The organism is Tardiphaga sp., assembly GCF_044336785.1.
Taxonomy (GTDB): domain Bacteria; phylum Pseudomonadota; class Alphaproteobacteria; order Rhizobiales; family Xanthobacteraceae; genus Tardiphaga.
In genome coordinates this window covers 17,972-43,880 of the sequence record NZ_JBIIOT010000011.1, presented here as the reverse complement: position 1 = coordinate 43,880, position 25,909 = coordinate 17,972, and the positions used below count along the sequence as shown (strand labels likewise).

At 62.9% G+C, this 25,909-nt stretch carries 20 protein-coding genes; 13 read left to right on the top strand and 7 right to left on the bottom strand.

Annotated elements, in window-relative coordinates:
* Window positions 1-32: 32 nt before the first annotated feature.
* Complete coding sequence (locus ACIQ2A_RS05435; protein WP_398476592.1) at window positions 33-800, bottom strand: DUF1236 domain-containing protein; 768 nt, start codon at window positions 798-800, stop codon at window positions 33-35.
* A 167-nt stretch (window positions 801-967) separates the two neighbouring features.
* A complete protein-coding gene (locus ACIQ2A_RS05430; RefSeq protein WP_398476590.1) occupies window positions 968-1,198 on the bottom strand; it encodes a DUF6894 family protein in 231 nt (76 codons plus the stop codon).
* Between the two features lie 150 nt (window positions 1,199-1,348).
* Here ACIQ2A_RS05430 and ACIQ2A_RS05425 point away from each other — a divergent pair, with 150 nt between their 5' ends.
* Both ACIQ2A_RS05425 and ACIQ2A_RS05420 read left to right on the top strand, forming a co-directional pair.
* Window positions 1,349-1,528 (top strand): hypothetical protein, encoded by a 180-nt coding sequence (locus tag ACIQ2A_RS05425; RefSeq protein WP_398476588.1) that lies wholly within the window; start codon window positions 1,349-1,351, stop codon window positions 1,526-1,528.
* 288 nt (window positions 1,529-1,816) lie between these two features.
* Complete coding sequence (locus tag ACIQ2A_RS05420) at window positions 1,817-3,850, top strand: pyrroloquinoline quinone-dependent dehydrogenase (protein ID WP_398476586.1); 2,034 nt, start codon at window positions 1,817-1,819, stop codon at window positions 3,848-3,850.
* A 138-nt stretch (window positions 3,851-3,988) separates the two neighbouring features.
* Here the strand turns inward: ACIQ2A_RS05420 and ACIQ2A_RS05415 are convergent, their stop codons facing one another.
* Complete coding sequence (locus tag ACIQ2A_RS05415) at window positions 3,989-4,765, bottom strand: DsbA family protein (protein ID WP_398476584.1); 777 nt, start codon at window positions 4,763-4,765, stop codon at window positions 3,989-3,991.
* 225 nt (window positions 4,766-4,990) lie between these two features.
* Here ACIQ2A_RS05415 and ACIQ2A_RS05410 point away from each other — a divergent pair, with 225 nt between their 5' ends.
* A complete protein-coding gene (locus tag ACIQ2A_RS05410; RefSeq protein ID WP_398476582.1) occupies window positions 4,991-6,055 on the top strand; it encodes an adenylate/guanylate cyclase domain-containing protein in 1,065 nt (354 codons plus the stop codon).
* Between the two features lie 129 nt (window positions 6,056-6,184).
* Here the strand turns inward: ACIQ2A_RS05410 and ACIQ2A_RS05405 are convergent, their stop codons facing one another.
* Window positions 6,185-7,165 carry a tripartite tricarboxylate transporter substrate-binding protein gene (locus ACIQ2A_RS05405; protein ID WP_398476580.1) on the bottom strand — a complete coding sequence of 327 codons (981 nt, stop codon included), beginning with the start codon at window positions 7,163-7,165 and terminating at the stop codon, window positions 6,185-6,187.
* A gap of 404 nt (window positions 7,166-7,569) precedes the next feature.
* Between ACIQ2A_RS05405 and ACIQ2A_RS05400 the strand changes: the two genes are divergently transcribed.
* Window positions 7,570-8,112: an REP-associated tyrosine transposase gene (locus tag ACIQ2A_RS05400; protein ID WP_398476684.1), complete on the top strand. Its 543-nt coding sequence runs from the start codon at window positions 7,570-7,572 to the stop codon at window positions 8,110-8,112.
* Window positions 8,113-8,222: 110 nt separating this feature from the next.
* Here ACIQ2A_RS05400 and ACIQ2A_RS05395 read toward each other — a convergent pair whose 3' ends face one another.
* Complete coding sequence (locus ACIQ2A_RS05395) at window positions 8,223-9,632, bottom strand: M48 family metalloprotease (protein WP_398476682.1); 1,410 nt, start codon at window positions 9,630-9,632, stop codon at window positions 8,223-8,225.
* A gap of 112 nt (window positions 9,633-9,744) precedes the next feature.
* On the opposite strand from ACIQ2A_RS05395, the gene ACIQ2A_RS05390 reads away from it, so the two are divergent.
* The 3 genes from ACIQ2A_RS05390 to ACIQ2A_RS05380 all read left to right on the top strand — a co-directional run bounded on the left by ACIQ2A_RS05390 (window position 9,745) and on the right by ACIQ2A_RS05380 (window position 12,986).
* Complete coding sequence (locus ACIQ2A_RS05390; RefSeq protein WP_398476578.1) at window positions 9,745-10,932, top strand: pyridoxal phosphate-dependent aminotransferase; 1,188 nt, start codon at window positions 9,745-9,747, stop codon at window positions 10,930-10,932.
* Window positions 10,933-10,934: 2 nt separating this feature from the next.
* Complete coding sequence (locus ACIQ2A_RS05385; protein ID WP_398476575.1) at window positions 10,935-11,525, top strand: biotin transporter BioY; 591 nt, start codon at window positions 10,935-10,937, stop codon at window positions 11,523-11,525.
* A 120-nt stretch (window positions 11,526-11,645) separates the two neighbouring features.
* Entirely contained in the window at window positions 11,646-12,986 is a 1,341-nt protein-coding gene (locus tag ACIQ2A_RS05380; protein WP_398476573.1) for a dicarboxylate/amino acid:cation symporter, read from the top strand.
* Between the two features lie 194 nt (window positions 12,987-13,180).
* Here ACIQ2A_RS05380 and ACIQ2A_RS05375 read toward each other — a convergent pair whose 3' ends face one another.
* Window positions 13,181-16,192 carry an Rne/Rng family ribonuclease gene (locus ACIQ2A_RS05375; protein ID WP_398476571.1) on the bottom strand — a complete coding sequence of 1,004 codons (3,012 nt, stop codon included), beginning with the start codon at window positions 16,190-16,192 and terminating at the stop codon, window positions 13,181-13,183.
* A gap of 709 nt (window positions 16,193-16,901) precedes the next feature.
* On the opposite strand from ACIQ2A_RS05375, the gene ACIQ2A_RS05370 reads away from it, so the two are divergent.
* The 4 genes from ACIQ2A_RS05370 (at window position 16,902) to ACIQ2A_RS05355 (ending at window position 22,860) form a co-directional block, all read left to right on the top strand.
* On the top strand, window positions 16,902-18,197 hold the full coding sequence (locus tag ACIQ2A_RS05370; protein ID WP_398476569.1) for an N-acetylmuramoyl-L-alanine amidase: 1,296 nt from the start codon (window positions 16,902-16,904) through the stop codon (window positions 18,195-18,197).
* A 299-nt stretch (window positions 18,198-18,496) separates the two neighbouring features.
* Window positions 18,497-20,986 (top strand): penicillin-binding protein 1A, encoded by a 2,490-nt coding sequence (locus tag ACIQ2A_RS05365; protein WP_398476567.1) that lies wholly within the window; start codon window positions 18,497-18,499, stop codon window positions 20,984-20,986.
* A gap of 194 nt (window positions 20,987-21,180) precedes the next feature.
* A protein-coding gene (gene prfB / locus ACIQ2A_RS05360; protein ID WP_398476565.1) for a peptide chain release factor 2 occupies window positions 21,181-22,312 on the top strand; the annotation gives its coding sequence in 2 pieces (ribosomal slippage) (window positions 21,181-21,249 and window positions 21,251-22,312; 1,131 coding nt in all).
* Window positions 22,313-22,470: 158 nt separating this feature from the next.
* Window positions 22,471-22,860: a hypothetical protein gene (locus tag ACIQ2A_RS05355; RefSeq protein WP_398476563.1), complete on the top strand. Its 390-nt coding sequence runs from the start codon at window positions 22,471-22,473 to the stop codon at window positions 22,858-22,860.
* 100 nt (window positions 22,861-22,960) lie between these two features.
* On the opposite strand, the gene ACIQ2A_RS05350 is transcribed toward ACIQ2A_RS05355, so the two are convergent.
* Entirely contained in the window at window positions 22,961-23,587 is a 627-nt protein-coding gene (locus tag ACIQ2A_RS05350) for a helix-turn-helix domain-containing protein (RefSeq protein ID WP_398476561.1), read from the bottom strand.
* Window positions 23,588-23,847: 260 nt separating this feature from the next.
* On the opposite strand from ACIQ2A_RS05350, the gene ACIQ2A_RS05345 reads away from it, so the two are divergent.
* Together ACIQ2A_RS05345 and ACIQ2A_RS05340 are read left to right on the top strand one after the other, a co-directional pair.
* The gene (locus ACIQ2A_RS05345; RefSeq protein WP_398476559.1) at window positions 23,848-24,717 is read left to right on the top strand and encodes a fumarylacetoacetate hydrolase family protein; all 870 of its coding nucleotides are present in this window, start codon (window positions 23,848-23,850) and stop codon (window positions 24,715-24,717) included.
* A 152-nt stretch (window positions 24,718-24,869) separates the two neighbouring features.
* Entirely contained in the window at window positions 24,870-25,850 is a 981-nt protein-coding gene (locus ACIQ2A_RS05340; RefSeq protein WP_398476557.1) for a Bug family tripartite tricarboxylate transporter substrate binding protein, read from the top strand.
* Window positions 25,851-25,909 lie beyond the last annotated feature (59 nt).

The following is a 25,909-nucleotide window of genomic DNA, read 5'->3' as shown; positions in this document are numbered from 1 at the left end:
CTCGCCCTTTGCTTGAGCCCGGTGATTGGCGCTTACGCGTCGATCACAGCCACGATGTCATAAGTCGCGGGATCGATAATCACGATCTGGCTGCCCACCATGATCAGGTTGAAGCCGCGCCAGGCCGGGTAGATCGTCACGATCTCGGCCGGGACCGGATGGAAGTGAACGTCGCGTGGCACCCGCGTGCCCACCGAGACTGAGAAGTTCACATTGGTCACCGGAGCGATATTCTGCTGCTTCACCACGGTGGTGACCTTGGTGCGCTGCTCGGTGGTAAGCTTGGCGCCGGCCGCAGCCTGGCCGGTGGTCGTGGTGGACTTCTCGGTCGTCGTCGACTTGCTGTCGGCGGTGGAATTCGAATTGGCGGCCGGATTGTTCTTGTCCTCGGCCTTCATGTCTTTCGCGTTCTTGCCGTTGTCACGGGTCTGATCGCTCGCACGCTGATTGCCGTTATCGCGCTGCATCTTGTCGTCCGATTGCGTCTGCTTGGTCGCAGGCTGCTTCTGCTCGGACTTGTTGGTCGTGTCCGTCGCCTCATCGCGCTTGGTCGGTGCGCTGTTGGCCGCCGGTGCCGCACGATCTTCCGCGCCGCCGCGCATGGATGCGCCGCCGCCGGCCGCGCCGCCCGCTGCACCGCCGCCTGCCGGCGCTTCACGGCTCATGGTCGCGCCGCCACTCGCGCCGCTTGCTCCACCCGGGCTCCCGCCGCCGGCACCGCCGGGGCTCTGTGCACTGACAAAACTCGTACCCGCAATCAAAGCGGCAGCAGCGACAGTCGCAAATAGACGCTTGTTCATTTCGGTTCTCCTCGCAGTGGTAAGTTTGCATTGCCCGCCCGACAACGGAGCCCGCATACGGATGTTCCGGAGAAAGTGTAGTTTCTTTGCCGATGTTATGAGCAGTGCCGATTGCGTCAGGCGTGCTGACGCTTGCCATTCATGCTGCATTCACACGACGGCCACGCTCATATTGCGGAACTGCTATCTGTGTCGTCGATCGGCGTCTTGCAGACTTCCTCGCCATTGTCATCGAGCACGATGACCTTGCGGTCGTGGTCGTCACGTCGAATATCCTCCGCGATCTGGCGCGCGATCCGTTCTGCAACAGTTTTGGCTTGCGCGTCGCTATGACAGTCCTGGCCGATCGGGTCTTCCAATCGAAATCCATCGACAATCTCGAAATGATACTTTGGCATCTACAGCCTCCATCCTCTGCAGAACCAAGCCGGCGTGGTCGATCCTGTTCCGCGATTCGGCCATGACGGGCAGGGACTTATGTCGGCGGCGCATGGCAGGAACTAAAGCTGGCGGTTGTGCATTGGCCTGGTTGAAATGAGGATCAGGGCATGACGGCATTTATCGAACGCATGGTGCAGAAGATCGCCGAGGCCGCGCCGATCGAGACGGCGATGTCGGGTCTTGTTGCGGGTGTTCTCGAAAACACCACGAGCAAATTGGAGCGACTACGCCCGGAACTGGCCTTGCTGGACAAGGACGACATCCATGCGGATGGCGAAGCCGCCTGAGTTGCGTTGATCAGCAATTTAAGCCGAACCGTTTTGCGCCGCCCGGTACCCACCACTCAAGTTGGCGGCGCCTTCTTCACTCAAGTTGGCGGCGCCTGCTTCCCGCAGCCGAGTGGATCGCGCCGGCAATATGCCGGCCGTCAGTTCATCGTGACCGACCGACACGCTCGTGGGTCACGGAGGCAGATACCAGAATTGACGCGCGTCAAAGCGCTGCAATAGACAAATGTCGCAACTCACATAACCTGCGCTCCGCGGCCATGGCTGGCGCCGCGGAGCGGATTGTCGATGCGGGTGTGGATTGCCGGGATTGCTGCGCTTGCCGCGCTTTGCGCGGTGCCCGCGCTGGCATGGGAGCATTGGGGCGGCGATGCCGGCGGTACGCGGTTCTCACCATTGTCACAGATCACGCCGGACAATACCGGACGCCTGATCGAGGCATGGACGTTTCATACCGGCGATCTCATCGCCCGTCCGCCGGCGCAGATGCGACGCTCCAAATTCGAGGCGACGCCGCTGCTGGTGGATGACAGCCTGATCTTCTGCACGCCGTTCAATGAAGTGGTGGCGCTCGATCCTTCCACGGGCCGTGCGCGCTGGCGCTACGATCCCGGCATTCCCACCGATTTGAGGCCCGGCAATCGCTGGGTCTGTCGTGGCGTGACGCATTGGCGTGATGACCGCGCAGCGGCGGGCGCCGCCTGCGCTAGCCGCATCTTCATGGGCACCAATGATGCCCGCGTGATCGCGCTCGACGCGAAGACGGGACAGGCTTGCGCCGATTTCGGCAAGGCAGGCGAGGTCAAGCTCGATCCCGGCGCCCCCTTGGAATATGCGGGCGAGTTCCAGATCACGTCGCCGCCGGTGGTCGCGCGCGATGTCGTCGTGGTGGGCTCCGCCTTCGCCGACAATCGGCGCGTGGAGGCGCCGCCCGGCATCGTCCGCGCTTTCGACGCGCGGACCGGCGCGCCGCGCTGGAGCTGGGATCCGCTCATCCGCGATGGCATCGCGGCCGGCCATGCCAATGTCTGGGCGCCGATGACAGTCGATGACGCGCGCGGCCTCGTCTTCCTGCCCACCTCATCGCCAAGCCCCGATTTCTTCGGTGGCAAGCGACCCGGCGACAACAAACACGCCAATTCCGTCGTCGCGCTGAAGATCGAGACCGGCGAACTCGCCTGGGCATTCCAGACCGTGCATCACGATGTCTGGGATTACGACGTTCCCGCGCAGCCGACGCTGGCGCGCATCGATATCGGCAATGGTCCGCGCGATGTGGTGATCCAGGCCACCAAGATGGGCTTTGTCTTCGTGCTCGACCGCGACAGCGGACAGCCGCTCTGGCCGGTGGAGGAGAGGGCGGTGCCGCAAGGCGGCGCGCCCGGCGAGCTGTTGTCGCCGACGCAGCCTTATCCCACGCATGTGCCGCCATTGCTGCCGCAGCGGCTCGACCTCGACAAGCCATTCGGCGTCACCTTCTGGGATCGCAAGGCTTGCGGCGAGCAGTTGACGTCCGGCCGTTATGACGGCCTGTTCACGCCGCCATCGACGGACGGCGCGCTCCTGTTCCCCATGACCGGCGGCGGCGTGAACTGGGGTGGTGTTGCTTATGATCCCGTGCGCCAGATCATGATCGCCAATACCAGCCGCGCCGTACATCGCATCACGCTGATCCCGCGCGCGCAGGCGCAGAACTACAAGCCGCCAGCAGGTACCGATTTCGGCCCGCAGCGCGGCGCGCCCCTTGCGATGACGCGGGCGCTGGTGGCATCACCCCTCGGCATGCCCTGCAATCCGCCGCCCTGGGGCGCCATGGTCGCGGTCGATCTGAAGGCCGGCAAGGTGCTGTGGGAGAGCAAGGTCGGCACCACCGAAGACATCGCGCCGCTTGGCATCGCGCTGAACACCGGAACGCCGCTGGTCAGCGGTGTGCTGGCGACCGCCGGCGGCGTCATCTTCACCGGCGCGATGGATTCCTATCTACGCGCTTTCGATGCCAGCAACGGCAGGGAGCTTTGGCAAGGCCGCTTGCCCGTTCCGGGCGTCGCCAATCCCATGACTTACGCGATCAATGGCGAGCAATATGTGGTCATCGGCGCCGGCGGCCATTCGGAATCCGGCACGTCCATCGGCGACAGCGTCGTGGCGTTTCGGTTGCCGCGTGACGGAGAAGCGCCGTCGCTATGGTCGCTGTATATAGATCGTCCCGGCGGGCGATTGCGGGCAGGAGCGATCATCGGCGGTATGGCGCTCGTGATGTTGATGCTCGCCGCCATCCAAATTCTCCGCCGCCGTAGGATGGGTCGAGCGGAGACGCGTTAGCGGCGGAGCGAAACCCATCACCGCACGCCCGGCGCCCGTTGTGATGGGTTTCGCTTCGCTCTACCCATCCTACGAATTCGCATCAAAAAAGCCGGCTGTTTCCAGCCGGCTTTCGCAACACGATGATCACAATCGCTCTTACGAGCACGCCGCCTTGCCGCAGCGCGCGACATTGATCTTTTCCTTCAGGGCCTCGGCGCCGACGGCGCCGATCACCACCTGGTTGCCGATCACATAGCTCGGCGTGCCGTTCATGCCCATGCTCTCGGCGAGCTTGAAGTTTTCCTCGATGGTGGCGCGCACTTCCGGGCTCGTCATGTCCTTTTCCAGCCTGGCGACGTCGAGGCCGGCGTCCTTGGCGGCTGCCAGCGAGCGGGCCTTGTCGGCCTGGCCGCGGCCGCTCAGCAGCTTCTGGTGGAAGTCGAGATACTTCTTGCCGGTCGGGTCCTGCATGCGCACGGCAACGGCCACTTGCGCGGCTTCCACCGAGCCGGGTCCGAGCACCGGGAATTCCTTCAGCACGACCTTCAGCTTCGGATCGGCCTTCATGAGCGTCACCATGTCTTCCATGGCGCGTTTGCAGTAGCCGCAATTGTAGTCGAAGAACTCGACGAAAGTGACGTCGCCGTCCTTGTTGCCGACGATGACGCCGCGCGGCGAATCGAAGATCAGCTTGGCATTGGCCGTCACGGCCGCCTTGTGCTTCTCGGCCTCGGCCACAGCCTGGCGCTTCTGCAATTCGGCCGAGACCTCTTCAAGGATTTCCGGATTCTGCAGCAGGTAGTCCTTGATGATGGTCCGGATCTCGCCACGCTGCGCGTCATTGAAGCTCTGAGACGCGCTCTGGGCCGAGGCCGGCGCTGCGAACAGCGCGAATGCCATTGCGGCGGAGGCGAGGAGGCGGAACGTGCGCATAGGTAAAATATCCTTTTGGACGAGCGATCGCGTCAGGATCATGTCAGGTGGAATGCTGAATAGCATCTTGTGATCGAAATACGCGGAATTTGTGAATGAAATCACGCGCAATTCATGGCCGCCGGCCGGACGCATCGCGGCGCTCCATGGGAGCCACAAATGCGGTGCCGGTCTGCGACAAAGCGTCTAGGTTGGACCGCGTGTGTTGCGCGGCGAGGGGGCCGGATGAACGCCAGGCTTGAACGGAAGTTGCGGGTTCTGATCTCGATCATGATCGCCGGCTGCGTTGCTGGCGCAGCGTTCAGCATCGCGCACGACCTGCCGGCGCTGCCGGGCATCGTCACCGGGCTCCTGATCAGCGCATGTGTCGGCGGTTTCGAAGTCCTTGTCGGCGACGGCCCCGTCCGCGCCTGGCTCAGTTCACTGCCGTTCACGACCAATCTGCTGATCAAAAGCGCGTTCTACGCAGTCGTCATTCTCGCCATCCAGTGGTTTCCCGTGGTCGATCTCTTGATCGGACGGCGGGCCGAACTGATCGACAATACGTTCTGGTCGAGTCTCGTCTATTCCGTCGTCGTCTCCATCCTGGTCAATCTCGTGCTGGCCATCACCAATCTCGTCGGCGGGCGTGCGCTGGCAAACTTTTTCACCGGCCGTTATCACGCGCCCGTCGAGGAAGAGCGCTTCGTGCTGTTCGTCGATATCGCGGGCTCGACCACACTGGCCGAGCAGTTCGGCGGTCTTGGCATCCATCGCTTTCTTGATCGCACCTTTCGCCTGCTGTCGCTGCCCGTCGTCGATTATCGCGGCGAGGTGCTGGCCTATGTCGGCGATGAAATGATCGTCACCTGGACCAGACGGGAAGGTGCGCAGGACAGCCGGCCACTGCGCTGCTTCATGGCCATGCGCGATGAACTCGCGCGCAAGGCTGCGTCGTTCGAACGCGAATTCGGCGCCGCGCCGCGCATTCGCGGCAGCCTGCATTTCGGCCCGGTCATCATCGGCGAAATCGGCGATGTCAAACGCGCCATCGTTTTCAATGGTGATGTCATGAACACGACCTCACGCCTGGAAGCGCTGAGCCGCGACATTCCTGGCGGCTTCGTCGCTTCGCGCGCGGCGGTCGAGCAATTCAACTCCCGTCTACCCATCACCATGTGCGATCTCGGCCGCCTGCCGATCCGTGGCCGCGTCGATGGCATCGATGCGATGGGGCTGGATGCGGCGCCGCAGGACGGCGCGCCGCATCCAGCGGGCAAAAAATCCATAGCGGCGTTGCCAGCGCGATGAATTCGAGATCGCTCCGCAGCGGCGTACCCGCCCCATCATGGCCCTAGGGCAGCGGTTCGACCTCGCGGATCGGCGCTCGAGAGGTGCAATGAGAGTTGCGCGCGCCGACCAGCCGGCAGCGTGTGCCCGTTAGCGGGAGACCGCCTTCACCTCGATCAGGCCTGCCTTGCCGAGCGCGTCGGTGAGGCGCCGGCTCTCGAAATCCAGCATGTTGCGATGCGCTTCAGGGCTGCGCTGATCGGCAGCGAATTCGACGCGGCCGGCATCCTCGAAACGCTTGCGCGCGAGCGGGCTGGCGAGCGCGGTCTGCAGTGCGCCGTTGAGCTTCTGGATCACGGCGGGCGACGTGGCCGGCGGCGCATAGAGGCCGTGCCAGACCGTGAATTCGAACTTGGCGAGGCCGGCCTCCGACAAGGTCGGCAGGTTCGGAAAGACCGGCAGCCGCGTCGGCGACGTCACGCCATAGGCGGTGACCTTCTGCCCCTCGATCTGCGGGATGGCGGTGGTGGACTGTTCGCACATCACGTCGAGCTGTCCCGACAGCATGTCGTTCATCGCCGGGCCAGCGCCGCGATACGGAATCTCGGTCAGCTTGACGCCGAGCGTCTGCTGGATGAACAGGCCGCACATCTGCGAATTCGAGCCCACGCCGGAATGGCCGAGGGTCAGCTTGCTCGCATCCTTCTTCATCAGCTTGAACAGGTCGGCGGCGTCCGTTGCCAGACCGGGCTTCGAGATCAGGATCATCGGCCCGGCATTGACCACGCCGATCGGCGCAAAATCCTTGCCGATATCGTATTTCACATTGGGATTGAGGATGGGGCCTGCCGGGAGCGCCAGATCCGTCAGCAGGATCGTGTATCCATCGGCATCAGCGCGGGTCAGCCGATTGGCGCCCAGCGATCCGCCGGCGCCCGGCACGTTCTCCACCACGACGGTTTGACGCAGCGGTTCGGACATGGCTTGCGCGAGCACGCGGGCCAGCGAATCCGTGGGGCCGCCTGCCGCGAATGGCACGATCATCGTGATCGCGCGGGACGGATAATCGTCGGCATGGCCGGGGGAAACGAAAGCGGCAAGCGATAGCAAAGCGGCAAGCGCATATTTCATGATCGTGCTCCTGATCCTGTTCCGGACGTCGCGTGGCAGCAGGACGTGACGGTCCCGTGCGATCCCGGCTATGCAGAAAGCGGACCAGAAGTTTACTGATGGAAAACAGGGCGGAATGCTGATCGTGGTGCGCAGTCTGCCGATATGCGCAGCAAATCCGGTCATAAACGCCGGCGCGGGCCGACAGGTTTACTGTGGGGCAGATGATCGGGGCGGCAGGCCGCCTCTTTCAATAGCAGGGCCGTTGTAGGATGGGTTGAGCGAAGCGAAAACCCATCATTCTGGCGTTCAAGCAAAGTGATGGGTTTTCGCAAGTGCTCAACCCATCCTACGCTTTGGCGCTTGTCGTTGCTGCGATCGTACGCAACTATACAAAACCTATTATCAGCGCGTTCGGTGCTTCAATGGCCGATTATCGTCGCAATTTCGTGTCCGGAGGATGCTACTTCTTCACCGTCAATCTGGCTGATCGTCGGCAGCATCTTCTAAGCGACCATATCAATGACCTGCGTGCAGCATGTCGCGAAGTTCGCAGTATTCGTCCATTCACAATCGATGCGATGGTGGTGTTGCCTGACCATCTTCATGCGATTTGGACGCTGCCGGATGGCGACGCAAATTTCGCCACACGCTGGCGTCGGATCAAATCGATCGTTTCCCTGGCCGTTGTGTCAGGTGAGCCAATTTCGCCGAGCAGGGCGGCCAGGGGAGAGCGCGGCATCTGGCAACGTCGCTTCTGGGAGCACACAATCCGCGATGAGCGCGATTATGAGCGGCATGTCGAATACATTCATTACAACCCGGTGAAGCATGGCTACGTTACGCGGGTGAGGGATTGGCCGTATTCGTCATTCCATCGCTTCGTGAAGCAGGGAATATATCCGGACGATTGGGGTGGCGATCACGCCGATGCCGCTGGCGACTTCGGAGAACGCTCTGAATCGTAGGATGGGTTGAGCGCAGGCGCGACGCGCCGGAGCGATACCCATCATCACAAGCGCCGGTGTTTGTTGTGATGGGTATCGCTGCGCTCAACCCATCCTACGGCCGCGGCGCGCTAATTCTTCCCGGCCACCTTCGCCGCAACAATATCATCCGCCTTCACCCAGCCCGGCGTGCCCACCGCAAACCTGGCCTTCGCACGTGACGCGAGATCCCGTGCGGTCTTGTTATCACCACGCAAAAACGCCGCTTGCGCCGAAGCCAGGTCAGCCTCCGCGAGTTCACCCTTGCGGCCATAGGCCATTGCGAGCTGCTGATAGCCGGCGGGTGCTTCGCCTTCTCGTGCAATCGCGCCCTTGAGGATGCGGATGGCTTCGTCCGTATAGGCATTGTTGCCGGATGCGATCAGCGCCTGGCCGAGCATCATCTCGATCAGCGGAGCGTTGCTCGCAAGCTGCACCGCGCGGCGCAGCGGCGCGATGGCCTCATTCGGCTTGCCGCCTTCGAGCAGCGCCTGGCCGCGCAGTTCGTAGAAATACGGATTGGTCGGCTGCGCCTTGATCAACTGATCAATCTGCGCGATGGCAACGCTGAGATCGCCGTGGCGATAGGTGGCGATGGCGCGGGCATATTGCGCGGGCAGGCTGGTGTCGGTCGGTGGATAGCGGCGGAGCACCGTGTCGCGCTGCTCCATGAAGCCCGCGGTCTTGGCGCGCATCAGCTCATGGCGCAGCACCAAAGCCGGATCGTCCTTCTTGTCCCAATAGGGGCTCGATTTGGCGAGGCCTTCCAATGCGGCCACGCGTTCGCGCGGCATCGGATGCGACATCATATAGGGATCGCTGCCACGCGCCGCGAACAGGCTGTCGGACGAGAAACGCTGGAACGTCTCATACATGCCCTTCGCGGATTGTCCGGTCTTGTTGAGGAAGCCGACGCCGGCGCGATCGGCATTTTCCTCGTGCTGGCGCTGATAGGCCAGCATCGTGTTCATCAGCATCGCCTGTGGTGCGGCCACGGCGGCGGCGCCGATATTCCCCATGCTGTTATTGGTGCTGCCGCCGCGCGCGCCGGCCGCCATGGCGCCGACGCCGAGCAGCATGGCGACGATCATCGAGGTCTGCGCTTCGGCCAGCCGCTGGCGCAGCTTTGACAGATGGCCGCCGGCGAGATGGCCGGTCTCATGGGCGAGCACGCCGATCAGCTGGTTCGGCGTCTGCGATTGCATCAGCGCGCCGTGATTGACGAAGATGCGACGGCCGTCGGCGACGAAGGCGTTGAAGCTTGCATTGTTGATGATGACGATCTGGATGTTCTGCTTTTCCATCCCGGCCGCACGCAGGATCGGGCGCGTATAGTCGCGCAGCAGCTGTTCGATCTCCGCGTCGCGGAGCAGGCGGATGTCGCCTTGCTGGGCACGGGCCGCCATCGGTGTCAGCGTGATCGCGGCCGCCGTGAGCAGGGCCGTTAGCCTGGAGAACATCCGGATGGCAGCTTTTTTGGGCTGCGCGTGCTGGTCTTTCATCATTGGCCGACGGTTGGATTCGCGATAAGCCGGTACAGTTCAATATTGCGGCGGGAGCGCGGCGCGCCCGCACGCAGAAACATCGGGGTCGCCGCGCAGATAGCAGATTTTGATGCCCGATACGATCCTCCGTGCCAGCGCCCATCACCTGCTTGCGGCGTCCGGCCGCAGCGATGTTCCCTCCTTCATGGTGATGGACGTGATGGCCGCCGCCGCCCGCATCGAAGCGGCGGGTGGTCACGTCATCCATATGGAAGTCGGCCAGCCCGCAGCGCCCGCCCCGCAGACGGCGATCAAGGCCGCACAGGAGGCGCTGGCGCGCGGGCAGGTGGAGTATACCGCAGCCCTCGGCACGCCTTCACTGCGCGCCCGCATCGCGCGGCATTATCGCGACGCGTACAAATGCGATGTCGATCCCGAACAGATCGTGGTGACGACGGGATCGTCGGGCGCGTTCATTCTCGCGTTTCTCGCATTGTTCGAGCCCGGCGATCGCGTGGCCATCGCAGCGCCCGGTTATCCGCCATATCGGCATATCCTCACGGCACTGGGCTGCGAGCCGGTGCTGATCGAGACGCACGCCGAGACCCGGCATGCGCTAACGGGCGAAGCTTTGTTGAAAGCGCATCGGGAAAAGCCTTTGAAGGGAGTTTTGGTCGCAAGCCCTGCGAATCCCACCGGCACCATGATGTCGCGCGAGGCGCTCACCGAGTTGATTGCCGCCGCGGAAAGCGAAGGCATCCGTTTCATCTCCGACGAGATCTATCACGGCCTCGATTACGCATTTCCGGCGGTGACCGCGGCCGAACTGTCGCCGAATGCGCTGATCATCAACTCGTTCTCGAAATACTTCTGCATGACCGGCTGGCGGGTCGGCTGGATGGTGGTGCCGCCGCCGCTTGTTCGCGCCATGGAACGTTTGCAGCAGAATCTGTCCATCTCGGTTCCGACCTTGTCGCAGATCGCCGCCGAGGCGGCGTTCGACGGGGCGGCGGAGATGGAGGAGATCAAGCACGGCTACCAGGAGAACCGCCGCATTTTGACCGCTGGTTTGCCGCAAGCCGGCCTCACGGAATTCCTTCCGGCAGACGGTGCGTTCTATCTTTACGCGGATGTTTCGAAATTCACGAATGACAGTTTTGACTTTGCGAAAAAGATGCTCGACCAGGCCCATGTAGCCGCGACGCCGGGCGCCGATTTCGATCCGTTTCACGGTAAGTCCTTCATCCGCTTCTCTTATGCGCGCTCCAGCGCCGAGATGCAGGATGCCGTGACGCGCATCTGCAAGTGGCTGGCCTGATCATGAGCGCACAATCCCCAATCGCCGGCGTCTTGTGGCCCTCCAGCGGCAACACAGCGGCAGTCTTGCGACGGGCAGCCATTCTGGCCGTTGCCGGTGTCGCGTTGCTGACCGTTTCGGCCAAAGTGAATCTGCAATTGCCCTTCGTGCCGATGACCTTGCAGACACTCGTGGTGCTGATGATCGGCGCCGCCTATGGCTGGCGGCTGGGAACGGCGACGCTCGTTCTCTATCTCCTTGTCGGTGCTGGTGGATTGCCGGTATTTGCCGGCCCCACAGGCGGCCTGAAGCCGCTCTTCGGCGCAACCGCGGGCTTCCTGTTCGGTTTTGTGGTCGCGGCCTTTACCACCGGCTGGCTCGCCGAGCGCGGCTGGGATCGCTCGGTCGGCTGGCTGTTCGTAGCCATGGGCATCGGCCATTTCATCATTCTTTCAATGGGATGGGCCTGGCTGGCCTTCGGCGTCGGGCTCGGCGTCGGCAAGGCGCTGATCGTTGGCGTGACGCCGTTCCTGGCTGGTGCGCTGCTGAAGAATGCCATCGGCGCACTTCTCATCCCGCTCGCATATGGTGCGGCGGCCCGTCGCAGCAATTAGACGCGTATGCGACCAATTACTCGCTTAATCGTATAACTAATTCCGCCCCGCGGGTTGCGGCTGCGACATTATTGCGTGTAAGGACCCCCAGTTTTGCGACAAACTGGGAGAAAATGTTCAATGTCGGTGACTGCAACGGCAGCAAAAAGTTCTGGTGCCCCTGAGGCGGCCAAGCCCTGGTACAAGGTCCTCTATATTCAGGTGCTGATCGCCATTGTCATCGGCGTGCTGGTCGGTTGGCTGGAGCCGAAATTTGCTACCAATGACTGGATCAAGGCGCTTGGTGACGGCTTCATCAAGCTGATCAAGATGGTGATCGCGCCGATCATTTTCTGCACCGTGGTGTCGGGCATCGCCCATATCCAGGACGCCAAAAAGGTCGGTCGCGTTGGTATCAAGGCGCTGATCTATTTCGAGATTGTCTCCACCTTCGCGCTGGTGCTCGGCCTCATCATGGGCAACCTGTTCCAGGTCGGTCATGGCCTGACGGCAAAGGTCGATCCGACCAACGCCGCCGTCGCCGGTTACGTGAAGCAGGCGGAAGCACAGAAGTCGGTGGACTTCGTGCTCAACATCATTCCGGACAGCGTGGTCGGCGCCTTCGCAAAGGGCGACATCCTGCAGGTGTTGCTATTTGCGATCCTGTTCGGTTTCGCGCTGATGGCGCTCGGTGAACGCGGCCATAAGCTACGGGATTTGATCGACGAGACGTCGCACGCCGTCTTCGGCGTCATCGCCATCGTCATGAAGGCGGCACCGATCGGCGCATTCGGTGCCATGGCCTATACGATCGGCAAGTTCGGCCCGGCCGCGCTCACCAATCTGTTCAGCCTGATCCTGCTGTTCTACGGGACCGCCTTGCTGTTCGTTGTCGTCGTGCTCGGCATCATTGCCCGCATCGTTGGTTTCAACATCTTCAAGTTCATCCGCTACATCAAGGATGAGCTCCTGATCGTGCTCGGCACCTCGTCGTCGGAAAGCGCGCTGCCGCAGCTGATGGAGAAGCTGCAGCGGCTCGGCTGTTCGAAGTCGGTGGTCGGCCTCGTGGTCCCGACCGGCTATTCGTTCAATCTCGACGGCACCAATATCTACATGACGCTGGCGACGTTATTCATTGCGCAGGCGCTCGGTGTCGAGCTGTCCTTCGGCCAGCAGATCACGATCCTGATTGTGGCGATGTTGACGTCCAAGGGCGCCTCGGGCGTCACCGGTGCCGGCTTCATCACGCTGGCGGCGACGCTGGCCGTGGTCGATCCGCGTCTGGTGCCGGGCATGGCGATCGTGTTCTCGATCGACAAGTTCATGAGCGAAGTCCGCGCGCTCACCAATATCACCGGCAACGGCATCGCCGCGGTGTTCGTGTCGTGGTGGGAAGGCGAGCTCGACAAGGACGTGATGCACGCCAATCTGAACAGGGATGTGGATCCGTCGGATGTCGAGACGGCGATCACGACAGGCTAAGGCGCAAGCGTAACGGCGCAGGATGGGTTGAGCGCCAGCGATACCCATCTATGAAACGAAAAAAAGCCGCCTGGTTTTGCCAGGCGGCTTTTTTGTTTGTGTGTAGCCTGGGTGGAGCGAAGCGCAATCCAGGGCCGGCGTTTCAGCTAACTCGATATCCCCGGATGTCGCTGCGCTCCATCCGGGCTACGATCTCAGCTCTCGCCACCACCAAAGGCGCGGGACCACCAGCCGGCCTTGCGCGGGGCGGCAGGCGCATCCGGTGTCGGAGCAGGTGAGGTCACCGGCGCAGCGACTGGAGCGGGCGCTTCAGCGGCAACGACGGGAGCTACTGCTTCCGGCTCGACCGCAGGAGTCGCGCTCGCGAAGCTTACCTTCTCGCGCACCGTCGAGCGGCGGCGGGCGGGCTTGTCGTCGTCCTGGGCGGGCACTGGCTCAGGCGCTGCAGCGACCGGAGCTGGTGCGGCGGGCGCGGGCTCTGCTGGTGCGAACATCGGCACCGAGTCGTGGTCGCGCTTCGGGGCTTCCACCGGCTGCGCTTCGACGCTTGGCTGATCGCCGTGACCGTTATTGGCGCCCTCGAGATCGGCGACGGCAATGCTGGCTTCGGACTCCGAGGGACCGGCGAGTTCGTCGGCGATCGAGCCGGCGAGGCCTTCCTCATTGCCTTCACCACGCTCACCGCCACGACGGCGGCGGCCACCGCGACGGCCGCGGCGGCGCGGACGACGCTCGCCATCAGCGCCATCTTCGCCACGGACTTCGCGCGGCTGATCATCGGCCTCGTCATCGTCGCCTTCAGCGTCATCGCCGGCGGGCTCGCCAACGGTTTCGATCGCGCCGTCTGTCATGACTTGAGTGTCGCTGACCTGCGCATCGCTGGTCTCACCGCCTTCGCGGCCTTCACCCGTACGACCACCGCGACGGCGACGACGGCGGCGGCGCTTGCGATCGCCACCTTCGCCGTCGGCGGAGGCTTCGGTGCCTTCCTCATCGCCGAGACCTTCAGTCTCTTCGGTCTCGACTTCGGCTTCCGTCTCGAACAGCTCTTCGTCGTCGTAGGGCTCTTCTTCGGGCGGCGGCGGCAGATTGGCGAGCTGCGATGCGAGCAGGGCCTTGGCGGCCTCAAGCGTGTGGATCTGTTCGCCGCGGTCGATCACATAGGACTGCTGACCCGTCACATGCGGATCGGCAAGCACGGCGATCGTGACCTGGAAGCTCTCTTCGAGGTCGCGCAGATGGCCGCGCTTGTGGTTCAGCACATAGAGCGCAACGTCGCTGCGGGTGCGGACGACGAGATTATGCGTCGCGCCCTTCATCAGCACTTCTTCAACGCCGCGCAAAAGCTGCAGCGCGACCGAGGAGACCGAGCGGACGTGACCGGTGCCGCCGCAATGCGCGCAGACCTCGGTGGAGCTTTCCAGCACGCTGGCGCGGATGCGCTGGCGTGACATTTCGAGCAGGCCGAAATGCGAGATGCGGCCGACCTGGATGCGCGCGCGATCCTGGCGCAGGCAGTCGCTCATCTTGCGTTCGACGGCGCGGTTGTTGCGCTTCTCGTCCATGTCGATGAAGTCGATCACGATCAGGCCGGCAAGGTCGCGCAGCCGGAGCTGACGCGCGACTTCCTCGGCCGCTTCGAGATTGGTCTTCAGCGCGGTGTCCTCGATGTGATGCTCGCGGGTCGAACGACCCGAGTTCACGTCGATGGAGACGAGGGCTTCGGTCTGGTTGATGACGATGTAGCCGCCCGAGCGCAGTTGCACGGTGGGCGTGAACATGGCGTCGAGCTGGCTCTCCACGCCCATGCGCGAGAACAGCGGCTGGCCGTCGCGATACATCTTCACGGCGCGCGTGTTGCTCGGCATCAGCATATGCATGAAGTCGCGCGCTTCATGGTAGCCGGCTTCACCGGCGACCTGAATTTCATCGATCTCCTTGTTGTAGAGATCGCGCAGCGAGCGCTTTATCAGCGAGCCTTCCTCGTAGACGAGGGTGGGGGCCTGCGACTTCAGCGTCATGTCGCGGACGGTTTCCCACATCCGGATCAGATACTCGAAGTCGCGCTTGATTTCCGGCTTGGTGCGGGAGGCGCCTGCGGTGCGCAGGATGATGCCCATGCCTTCCGGCACGTCCAGATCCGACACCACTTCCTTGAGGCGCGAACGATCCTGCGCCGACGTGATTTTTCGCGAAATGCCGCCACCGCGCGCGGTGTTCGGCATCAGCACGGCGTAGCGGCCGGCGAGGGAGAGATAGGTCGTGAGAGCGGCGCCCTTGTTGCCGCGCTCTTCCTTGACCACCTGCACCAGCATCACCTGGCGGCGCTTGATGACTTCCTGGATCTTGTACTGGCGGCGCGGACGGAACGAACGCTCCGGCACTTCTTCCAGCACGTCGTCGCCGCCGACGGATTCGACCTGATCCTCTTCGGATTCTTCCTCGTCGTCCTCGTCTTCGTCCTCATTGTCCTCGGCATCGTCGCCTTCGGCCGCATGGTCGGCATCGGTGGGCGCGCCCTGCGGAGCGGCTTCGTCGGCCTGGGTAGCAACCGGCTGTTCGTCGCTCGCGGCAACTGCGGTTGGCTCGACCGTTTCGCTCTGCGCGGCGACAGGCTCGCTGGTCTCCGCGACCACCGGCTCGGCGGCAATGACGGGCTGCTCGGTCTGCGTCCCAGCGGCGACGGCCGGTTCGGAGGTTACGGTTTCGGGCGTGGCAGCGTGGGCGGGCGCGTCAAAGCTCGCCGGCACCCAGCCTTCGAATTCCGCATGCGGCTGTTCGGCCTGCGACGGATCGACGGCAGCGCCCTCGATCACATCGCTGCGCACGCGTTCGCCGCGGTCGCGGCGGCGCGAATTGCGATGACGCGAGCGGCGGCGGTTGGTGCGCTTCTCGCTTTCTTCCTCGGCTTCGCGATGTGCGGCCTCATCGGCCTCGATCAGGGCCAGGCGGTCAGCCGTCGGGATCTGGTAGTAATCCGGATGGATTTCGCTGAAGGCGAGAAAGCCATGGCGGTTGCCGCCATATTCGATGAAGGCCGCCTGCAGCGACGGCTCTACGCGCGTGACCTTGGCGAGGTAGATGTTGCCGCGGAGCTGCTTGCGCTGCGCGGTTTCGAAATCAAATTCCTCGACGCGGTTGCCGCGGACCACGACGACCCGGGTCTCCTCGGGATGCGTCGCATCGATCAACATTTTGTTTGGCATGGAATGGCTCATGGCGGCGGAGTGCACGCGTGGCGGCAAGCGCATTCAGCGCGGCCGGGTGACGCGAGGGTCCACCTGATTCTGGGGTGAGGGGAAGGTCGAAACGCTCACCGTCGCGCGTTGACAACTGGAAGGTCGCCGAAGGTGAGAGCCACAAAGGCAACCGCACGAAGCTGAAGCTTCGCATCGGTGTCCCCGAATGGGTCTCGGTCGGCATCACAGTCTGGCGCATCAAGCGTCGGCCCGTCTAAACTTTTGGGCGGCAAAGGCACCGCCTGCGCTGACGTCCGGCGCCACGCGAATGCGTGCGCCGGTTGTCGCTAACTCGGCCGGTAAGGGCCGGAGTTTTCGGTCATGTCGTGTCTGAAACCGCCCCGTAAGCGAGAAAGAACCAGGGACCGGACACCGCTCGGGCCAGGACCACCTCTTCAAAAACCGCGCCCGGCGCTGGTCTTGGAGGGATGATCAAAAACGCTCAGGTCTCCGATAGGTTATCGGCGAGATGAACGCTGCACCGGGAGGTTGAACGCGACACAACCGGGAGTTAATCCGTCAGCTCTTCGTACATACGTGGAATGAGGGGCGCTGGCAAGGGAAGCGTCACAGGCTTGCAACAGTCCGGGGAATTCGTCGTCGCGTCATTAAACGCAAGTTAACCCTGTGATTCTAATGGGCTAGGGATGGGCTGCTCCGGAGGCACTGGATTCGCTTGACGCGCCGCGCAAACCACACCGTTTTGCTGGGAATGGCGCTTGCGAGCGCCACGCTGGCGTTTGTCTGGTGTTCGGATACCTGGGCCGCGTCGGAAGTTTCCGCAGAAAAACCGGCTGAGGCGTCGCTCCCTGTCGCCTCCGATATCCGCATCGCCGGCGACGAAAAACAGACCCGATTCATCCTCGATCTCGACCGCAAGGTGTCGGTGCGCGCTTTCACGCTGGCGGACCCCTATCGCGTGGTCATCGACATGCCGCAGGTCGCCTTCCACCTCGATCCCGGCGCAGGGACGGTGGCGCGCGGTCTGATCAAGTCTTTCCGCTACGGCATGGTGATGCCCGGTGGCTCGCGCATGGTGCTTGACCTCGCCAAGCCCGTGAAAATCAAGAGCGCCACGGCGCTGGATCCGGCCAATGGCCAGCCGGCGCGAATGGTGATCGAGCTGGAAGCCGTCGATCGCACGACCTTCGTGCAGGGGCTGGCGGTGGAGAACCGGCCAGAGTTGCGGCCTGGCATTACCGGCAGCGTGACGCCACCGCCGGTATCGACGGCCGTAGTGGCGAGCGCCGGACCTGCGACGACGACGGATACCCGCCCGGTGGTGGTGATCGATCCCGGCCATGGCGGCGTTGATAACGGCACCCAGGCGGGCGGCGAGAGCGAAAAGGGCATCGTGCTCGGCTTCGGCCTCGCGCTGCGCGACCGGCTGGAGAAGCTCGGCAAGTACCGCATCGTGATGACCCGCGCGGACGATACGTTCGTCGCGCTGGATGATCGCGTGAAACTGGCGCGGAGCGCGGGGGCGGCATTGTTCGTCTCGATCCATGCCGACGCGCTGCCCAAGGGCGAGGGCGATGCGCAAGGGGCGACGGTTTATACGCTGTCGGATAAGGCGTCGGACGCCGAGGCGCAGCGACTCGCCGACCTCGAAAACAAGGCCGATGCCATCGGTGGCGTAAATCTCACCGAAGAGCCGACCGAAGTCGCCGATATTCTCATCGATCTCGCGCAACGCGAGACCAAGACATTTTCCGGTCGCTTCGCCCGCATGGTTGTGGGCGAGATGAAAGTGACGACCCGGATGCACAAGCATCCGTTGAAATCCGCTGGTTTTCGGGTCTTGAAGGCACCGGATGTACCGTCGGTGCTGATCGAGCTTGGCTATGTCTCCAACAAGGACGATCTGCAGTCGCTGATGTCGGAGAACTGGCGCTCCAAGACGGTGGGGGCGGTGGCCAAGTCCATCGACGGCTATTTCGCCAAGCACATGGTCTCGGCGGGCGCGAATTAATGAGGCCGTAGGATGGGTTGAGCGAAGGCGCGGTAGCGCCGAAGCGATAACCCATCGGCGGAGCCTGCCTGAATCGACAGAATGATGGGTTTTCGCTGCGCTCAACCCATCCTACGAGCGCAAAGCCCTAGTTTGGCCACAGCGCACACTCTATAAAATCCGTACCGCGGCCGGAGAATCGGCCACCGCTTCAGGTGGCTGTGGGCGTCTCTAGTCGTTTGATTTTAGCTGACTTTCGCCCCCGGCGGCTGCCATTTGTGCTATATGGCCGCACAACGACTGAAACGGATCGTCTCAACATGCGTCTGCTCGTGCGGTTTATGGGGTTCTTGTTCGCCGCGGGAACCGTCGTGTTCCTTGTGGGCGTCGCGGCCGCTGCCGGCATGATCTGGCATTTCTCCAAGGACCTGCCGGATTACTCGCAGCTGCAGGACTACGAGCCGCCGGTGATGACCCGCGTGCATGCGACCGACGGTCAGTTGCTCGGCGAATATGCCAAGGAGCGTCGGCTCTATCTGCCGATTCAGGCGATTCCGAAACTGGTCGTGAACGCGTTCCTCGCAGCCGAAGACAAGAATTTCTACGAGCATGGCGGTCTCGACTACACCGGTATGGCGCGCGCCGGTCTGCTGTATCTGCAGAACATCGGTTCGAACCGTCGCCCGCAGGGTGCATCGACGATCACCCAGCAGGTCGCCAAGAACTTCCTGCTCACCAACGAAGTCTCCTTCGATCGCAAGATCAAGGAAGCGCTGCTGGCGATGCGTATCGAGCGGACCTATTCGAAGGACAAGATCCTCGAACTCTATCTGAACGAAATCTATCTCGGCCTCGGCGCCTATGGCATCGCCGCCGCGTCGCTGGTCTATTTCGACAAGTCGGTGAATGAGCTGACCGTGTCGGAAGCGGCCTATCTCGCAGCGCTGCCGAAGGCGCCATCGACGCTGCATCCGGTGAAGAACCGTGACCGTGCTGTCGAGCGCCGCAACTATGTCATCGATCGTCTGGTCGAGAACGGCTGGATCAAGTCGGCCGATGCGGAGAAGGCGCGCAAGGAAACGCTGACCGTCACCGGCCGCGGCAGCCATGCCCACATTTTCGCCGGCGAGTATTTTGCCGAGGAAGTGCGCCGCGACATCCTCGAGCGCTACGGCGAAAAGAAGCTGTATGAAGGCGGCCTGTCGGTCCGCACCACGCTCGATCCCAAGATGCAGGTCATGGCGCGCAAGTCCATGGTCAATGGTCTCGTCAATTACGACGAGGCACGCGGCTGGCGCGGCGCGACCAACAAGATCGACATTTCCGGCGACTGGGGCGTGAAGCTTGCTGAAGTCAAATCGCTCTCCGACATTTCGCCGTGGAAGATGGCCGTCGTGCTCGACGTCTCCGACCAGTCGGCGCGGATCGGCTTCCAGCCCGGTCGTGAGCTCGGCGGGGCGGTCTCTAAGGATCGCCAGACCGGTCTGATCTCGCTCGAGGGCGTGCGCTGGGCCAAGCCTGCAGCCGGTGCGACCCGCGGCAAGACGCCGACGGCAGTGTCGCAGGTGCTGGGCGCCGGCGATGTCATCTATGTCGATCCGCTGACCCAGAAGGACGGTTCGGTGATCGAAGGCCAGTTCCGGCTACGCCAGTATCCGGAAGTGTCCGGTGCCATGGTGGCCATGGATCCAAACACGGGCCGCGTACTCGCGATGGTCGGTGGCTTCTCCTTCGACCAGAGCCAGTTCAACCGCGCCACGCAGGCCTATCGCCAGCCAGGCTCGTCCTTCAAGCCGCTGGTCTATTCGGCGGCGATGGACAATGGCTACACGCCCTCGACGGTGGTGATCGACGCGCCGATCGAAATCGATCAGGGCTCGGGCAACGGTGTCTGGCGTCCGGAGAACTACTCGACCGGCAAATATTACGGCCCGACCACCATGCGCAACGCGCTGACGCGCTCGCTCAACACCGTGACGGTGCGTCTGGCGCAGGATGTCGGCATGCCGCTGATCGGCGAATATGCCAAGCGCTTTGGCGTTTACGACGAACTGCCGAATTATCTGTCCTACGCACTCGGCGCCGGTGAAACCACCGTCATGCGCATGGTTACGGCTTACTCGATGTTCGCCAATGGTGGACGCCGCGTGAAGTCGACGCTGATCGATCGTATCCAGGATCGCTATGGCCACACCATCTTCAAGCACGACCAGCGCGAATGCCGTGGCTGCGAGGCGCCGGAAGGCTGGAAGAACCAGCCCGAACCGCAGCTCGTCGATCGTCGCGAGCAGGTGATGGACCCGATGACGGCCTATCAGATCACGTCGATGATGGAGAGCGTGGTGCAGAGCGGCACCGCGACCGTCATGCGCGAGGTCGGCAAGCCGATCGCGGGCAAGACCGGCACCACCAATGACGAGAAGGATGCCTGGTTCGTCGGCTTCTCGCCGGATGTGGTGGTCGGCATCTATGTCGGCTACGACAAGCCACGTAATCTCGGCCGCGGTGGCACCGGTGGTGTGCTGTCGGCGCCAATTGCCAAGGACTTCATGAAGCTGGCGCTGGCTGACAAGCCTGCGGTGCCGTTCAAGGTACCGGCCGGCATCAAGCTGATCCGTGTCGATGCCAAGACCGGCATGCGCGCCGGTCCGGGCGATACGGGCCGCACCATCCTCGAAGCCTTCAAGCCGGGCACGGCGCCGCCGGACAATTATTCGGTGATCGGCGTCGCCGATGGTGGCGGTGCGCAGCAGATTTCGCCGGATACGGATCGCACCTTCATGCGTCCGGGAACCGGTGGGCTGTATTGATCGGTAAACACAGTCCCTCATCCTGAGGAGCGGCCACTTGGCCGCGTCTCGAAGGATGGCCGCAAGCTCAGAGCCAAGCGATCTCATGGTTCGAGACGGCGCTTTGCGCCTCCTCACCATGAGGGACGGAGTAGAGACGGGTTGAATAAGGCGGGCGCGGCGGTTACACACGCGCCCAACCAAACGGAAATTCCATGCGCGCTGAAATCGAACGCCTCGTAGAAGAGATCAAGCAGTCAGTCGGGCTGCTGAGGAGGCATCTTTGACGTCGATGCATCCACGGCACGACTCGCAGAGCTGAACGCTCTCGCCGAAGACCCCAATCTCTGGAACGATCCCCAGAAGGCTCAAAGACTGATGCAGGAGCGAACCTCGCTTGAGGATTCGCTGCAGGGCATCGGCAAGGTCACGCGTGAACTCGACGACAATGTCGAGATGATCGAACTCGGCGAGGCCGAGGGCGACGCAAGCATCGTGACCGAAGCCGAAAACGCGCTGAAGGCCTTGAAGAAGGAAGTGGCGCGCCGCGAGCTGGAAGCGCTGCTGTCCGGCGAAGCCGATCGTTTCGACACCTATCTCGAAGTCCATGCCGGCGCCGGCGGCACCGAGAGCCAGGACTGGGCCTCGATGCTGTTGCGCATGTATACGCGCTGGGCTGAAAAGCACGGCTTCAAGGTCGAATATCTCGAAGAAACCCAGGGTGAAGAAGCCGGCATCAAGTCGGCGACCATCCAGATTTCCGGGCACAATGCCTATGGCTGGCTGAAGACCGAGGGCGGCGTGCATCGTCTGGTGCGCATCTCGCCCTACGACTCCAATGCCCGTCGGCACACCTCGTTCTCGAGTGTCGCGATCTTCCCGGTTGTCGATGACAGCATCAAGATCGACATCGCCGAATCCGATGTCCGCGTCGATACGATGCGGTCGGGCGGCGCTGGCGGTCAGCACGTCAACAAAACCGAGTCCGCCGTGCGTCTGACGCATATTCCGACCGGCGTTGCCGTGGTCTGTCAGGCCGGCCGCTCGCAGCACAAGAACCGCGCCCAGGCATGGGACATGCTGCGTGCGCGTCTCTATGAGATCGAATTGAAGCGCCGCGAAGAGAAGGCCGCCGCCGATCAGGCTGCCAAGACCGATATCGGCTGGGGTCACCAGATCCGCTCTTACGTGCTGCAGCCGTATCAGATGGTGAAGGACCTTCGCACGGGCGTGCAGACCTCGGACACGTCCGGCGTGCTCGACGGCGATCTCGACGAGTTCATGGCCGCGACCCTGGCCCAGCGCGCCTTCGGCACGACGCCCGGCGCCATCGACGACGTGGACTAAACTCCGGCGACTGCGGCGTCTTGAAACAGAGACGTCGCAGTTCGTTCGCTTTCCTTCCGTATCTCCCTCGATATCATCCCCGTGCCGGAACATGACCGATGCCGCTGGATTGTCCCGGCGCGATCGCTCGTGGTGGCGTCAAATCAAGGGGTATGGGCATGATAAAAATCTTTCCAGTTCTCGCGATCGGCGTGGCCTTGATGGTCAGCGGCTGCGGCCGTGATCCCGGACCGAAGGGTGATCCGGGCGCGCAGGGTCCAGCAGGCCCACAGGGCGCGCAAGGCGTCCAGGGTGTGCCGGGCGCACAAGGGCAGGTCGGCGCGCAGGGGCCGCAAGGTCCGCAGGGCGCGCCGGGCGCCAAAGGCGAGAAGGGCGACAAGGGTGATAAAGGCGAGGCGGCTCCGGCCTTCCGCGCCGTGCAGGCCGATGGCGCGGTCACATGCGATGCGAGCGAGACGCTCGTCTCGGTACTGTGCCCGAGCGGCGGTGCACCGGACGGCGTGAAATGCGCGACGACGCCGACCGTGGGACTTTGTTTGAAGAAGTAAATTTGAGGTCGTAGGGCGGATGAGCCGAAGGCGTCATCCGCCGGCCGACTTCATGGTTCAAACTCCGCGGCGGATGACGCTTCGCTCATCCGCCCTACGTTCAACCCTTGCCGTCGCGTCGCCCGAATGATGGTGGTGCCGAGATCACCAGATAATACTCGCAGGCGCGCGTGGTGCGGTTCTCGAACCAGTGTTCGACATCCACCTCGAAATAAAGCGAGTCGCCTTCGTCGAGCACCGTCTCCGTGTCCTTGGTCTTGACGGTGACCTTTCCACGTGTGGCCAGAACATGTTTCGATGTGCCAGCGGGGTAGGCGGGCAACTCGCCTGTCGAGGTTTTCGGCGGCAGGTGATGCAGCGCGACTTCGACGGACATTCCCGCCATCACCGGAGACAACAGGAAGCGTTCGAAGCCGGTTTCTGCGTCACGGAACACCGGCCGCTGGTCCTTGCGTACGATCGCAAAGGCGCGTCGCGGCCCATCATCGTCTCCCATGAGAGACGAAAACGAGGTGTTGAGGGCCAGCGCAATGCGGCGCGCCACGCCGATGGTCGGGCTCTTCTCGCCGCGCTCGACCTTGGACAGCATCGCCCGACTGACACCGGACTGTTTGGAGAGCTGCTCCAGCGTGAGTTCGGCTTCTTCACGCAATGTGCGGACCCGATCGCCGAATGCGCGGCTGACGGGGTCTTCACGTACGACCGTCCGTACCGCTGCCTTCGCCATATCGCGTGTCGCTCCATCCATAATAAAATCGATTCTACTTTAGGCTCGGTTTTGCGCGATGTCACATCCTGCGGGCCGAAATCAGTGGCGTCGGCTGCATGATCTTCAGGACGCGACGGCGTTAAGAGACGATTAGTCGCGTCTTCTAAAGAGGAAAAATGCGGAACCGGCCGCTTGCGTAAATCTCCCATCGAAGATAATCGTACCCATAGGAGACGCGGCGCGCCAGCCGCCCCAAAAGCGAATATCAGGAGGAAACCATGCACCTTGTCACATTCAGGCACGAAGGCCGGCTGACCGTCGGTATTGCGGACCAGGCGCTTTCCAAGGTCCAGCCGCTGCCGGCCACCGTCGCGCCGGACATGCTCACCCTGATCGCAAACTACGATAGTCTGAAGGACAGCATTGCTGGTGCTGCCGGCGCAGCGCTGCCGATCGCCGGCCTTGAGCTGTTGGCTCCGATCCCGCGCCCGGCGCGTAACGTCTTCTGCGTCGGCAAGAACTATTTCGAGCACGCCAAGGAATTCGCAGGCAGCGGCTATGACTCCTCGGCCAAGGAAGTCGTGCCGGAATATCCTGTCATCTTCACCAAGCCGTCGAGCACGGTGATCGGGCAGGGCGCCGCGATCCCGCAATATCTCGATACGACCGACAGCACGGACTATGAGGGCGAACTCACGGTGATCATCGGCCGCGGTGGTCGTGGCATCAAGAAGGCCGACGCGCTCAAGCATGTGTTCGGCTACACGATCATCAATGACGTGACCGCACGCACGCTGCAGCACCAGCATCGCCAATGGTTCATCGGCAAGGGCATCGACGGCTTCTGCCCGATGGGCCCGGCGATCATCACCGCAGACGCGATGCCGGATCCGACCAAGATGCATCTGAAGACATTCGTGAATGGCGAGCTCCGCCAGAACGCATCGGTCGCCGATCTCGTGTTCGACATCCCGACCCTGATCGAGACGCTCTCCGCCGGCATCACGCTGGAGCCCGGTGACGTCATCGCAACGGGCACGCCTGCCGGCGTCGGGCTCGGTTTCACCCCGCCGCGCTTCCTGAAGAAGGGCGATGTTGTGGCGGTCGAAGTCAGCGGCATCGGACGTCTGGAAAATCCGGTCGGCTGATCGCCTGACGACCGCAATCAGGACGCATGGGGCGATCTCCGCCCCGTGCGCAAAAACCCGCAAGCTTCGAGAATTCCACTCCCTATAGGAGTGGCACGTCCATCGACACACGCATCAGATGTGTTGCCGAATACAATAAACGGGAGATAACCATGAAGCGCCGTGATTTCCTTGCAGGCCTTGGCGGCCTGTCGACCCTTGCCTTGACCGGCCAGACTGCGCATGCGCAGGAAGCCTGGCCCAGCAAGAATATCAGCATGGTCGTGCCGTTCCCCGCAGGCGGGCAGGCCGACATCGCTGCGCGCCCGATCGCGAACTACATGCAGAAAGTGCTCGGCAAGGCCGTGATCATCGACAACCGCAGCGGTGCCGGCGGATCGCTCGGCAATGCGACTGTCGCACGCGCAGCGCCTGATGGGCATACGCTGCTGATGACGCTGTCGTCGCTCGCGGTGCTGCCGGAGTCGGATCGCATCTATGGCCGCCCGGTCGCTTACGAAGTCGATCAACTGCAGCCGGTGGCGCGCGTGCTCGCGGATCCCACGCTGTTCGCCGTGCCGGCCAGCGCACCGTGGAAGACGATCCAGGAATTCGTCGCCGATGCCAAGGCGCGTCCTGGTGCGATCTCCTATGGCTCGTCAGGCCCATTCGGTACGCTTCATGTCTCGATGGAGATGTTTGCGCTCGCAGCCGGCATCAAGATGCTCCACGTGCCGTATCGCGGTGCAGCACCTGCTGTCAGCGATCTTATCGGTGGTACGATTCAGGCGCTGGCCTCGGCCCCGGGCACGCTCAAGCAGCATGTCGATGCCGGCACGCTGCGCGTCCTCGCCAATTTCGGCGGCGAGCGTCTTGCGGCCTTCCCGGACCTGCCGACCTTCAAGGAGATCGGCTATCCCGATGTGGAGTTCTACATCTGGGCCGGCCTGTTCGCGCCGAAGGGCATGCCCGCGCCGGTCTTGACGAAGCTGCGCGACACCATGCGGGACGCGATGAAGGATCCGGAAGTGACCAAGGTCTTTGAGGCAGCCGGCAACATGCCCGCTTATCAGGACTCGGAAGCCTTTGCGGCCTTCGTGGCAAAGGACAGCGAACGCCTCGTTGCTACAGCCAAGAAGATCGGCAAGGTTTAACGAGACATGATCATAGGGCGGATGAGCGAAGCGTCATCCGCCGGCCGATTTGACGGTGG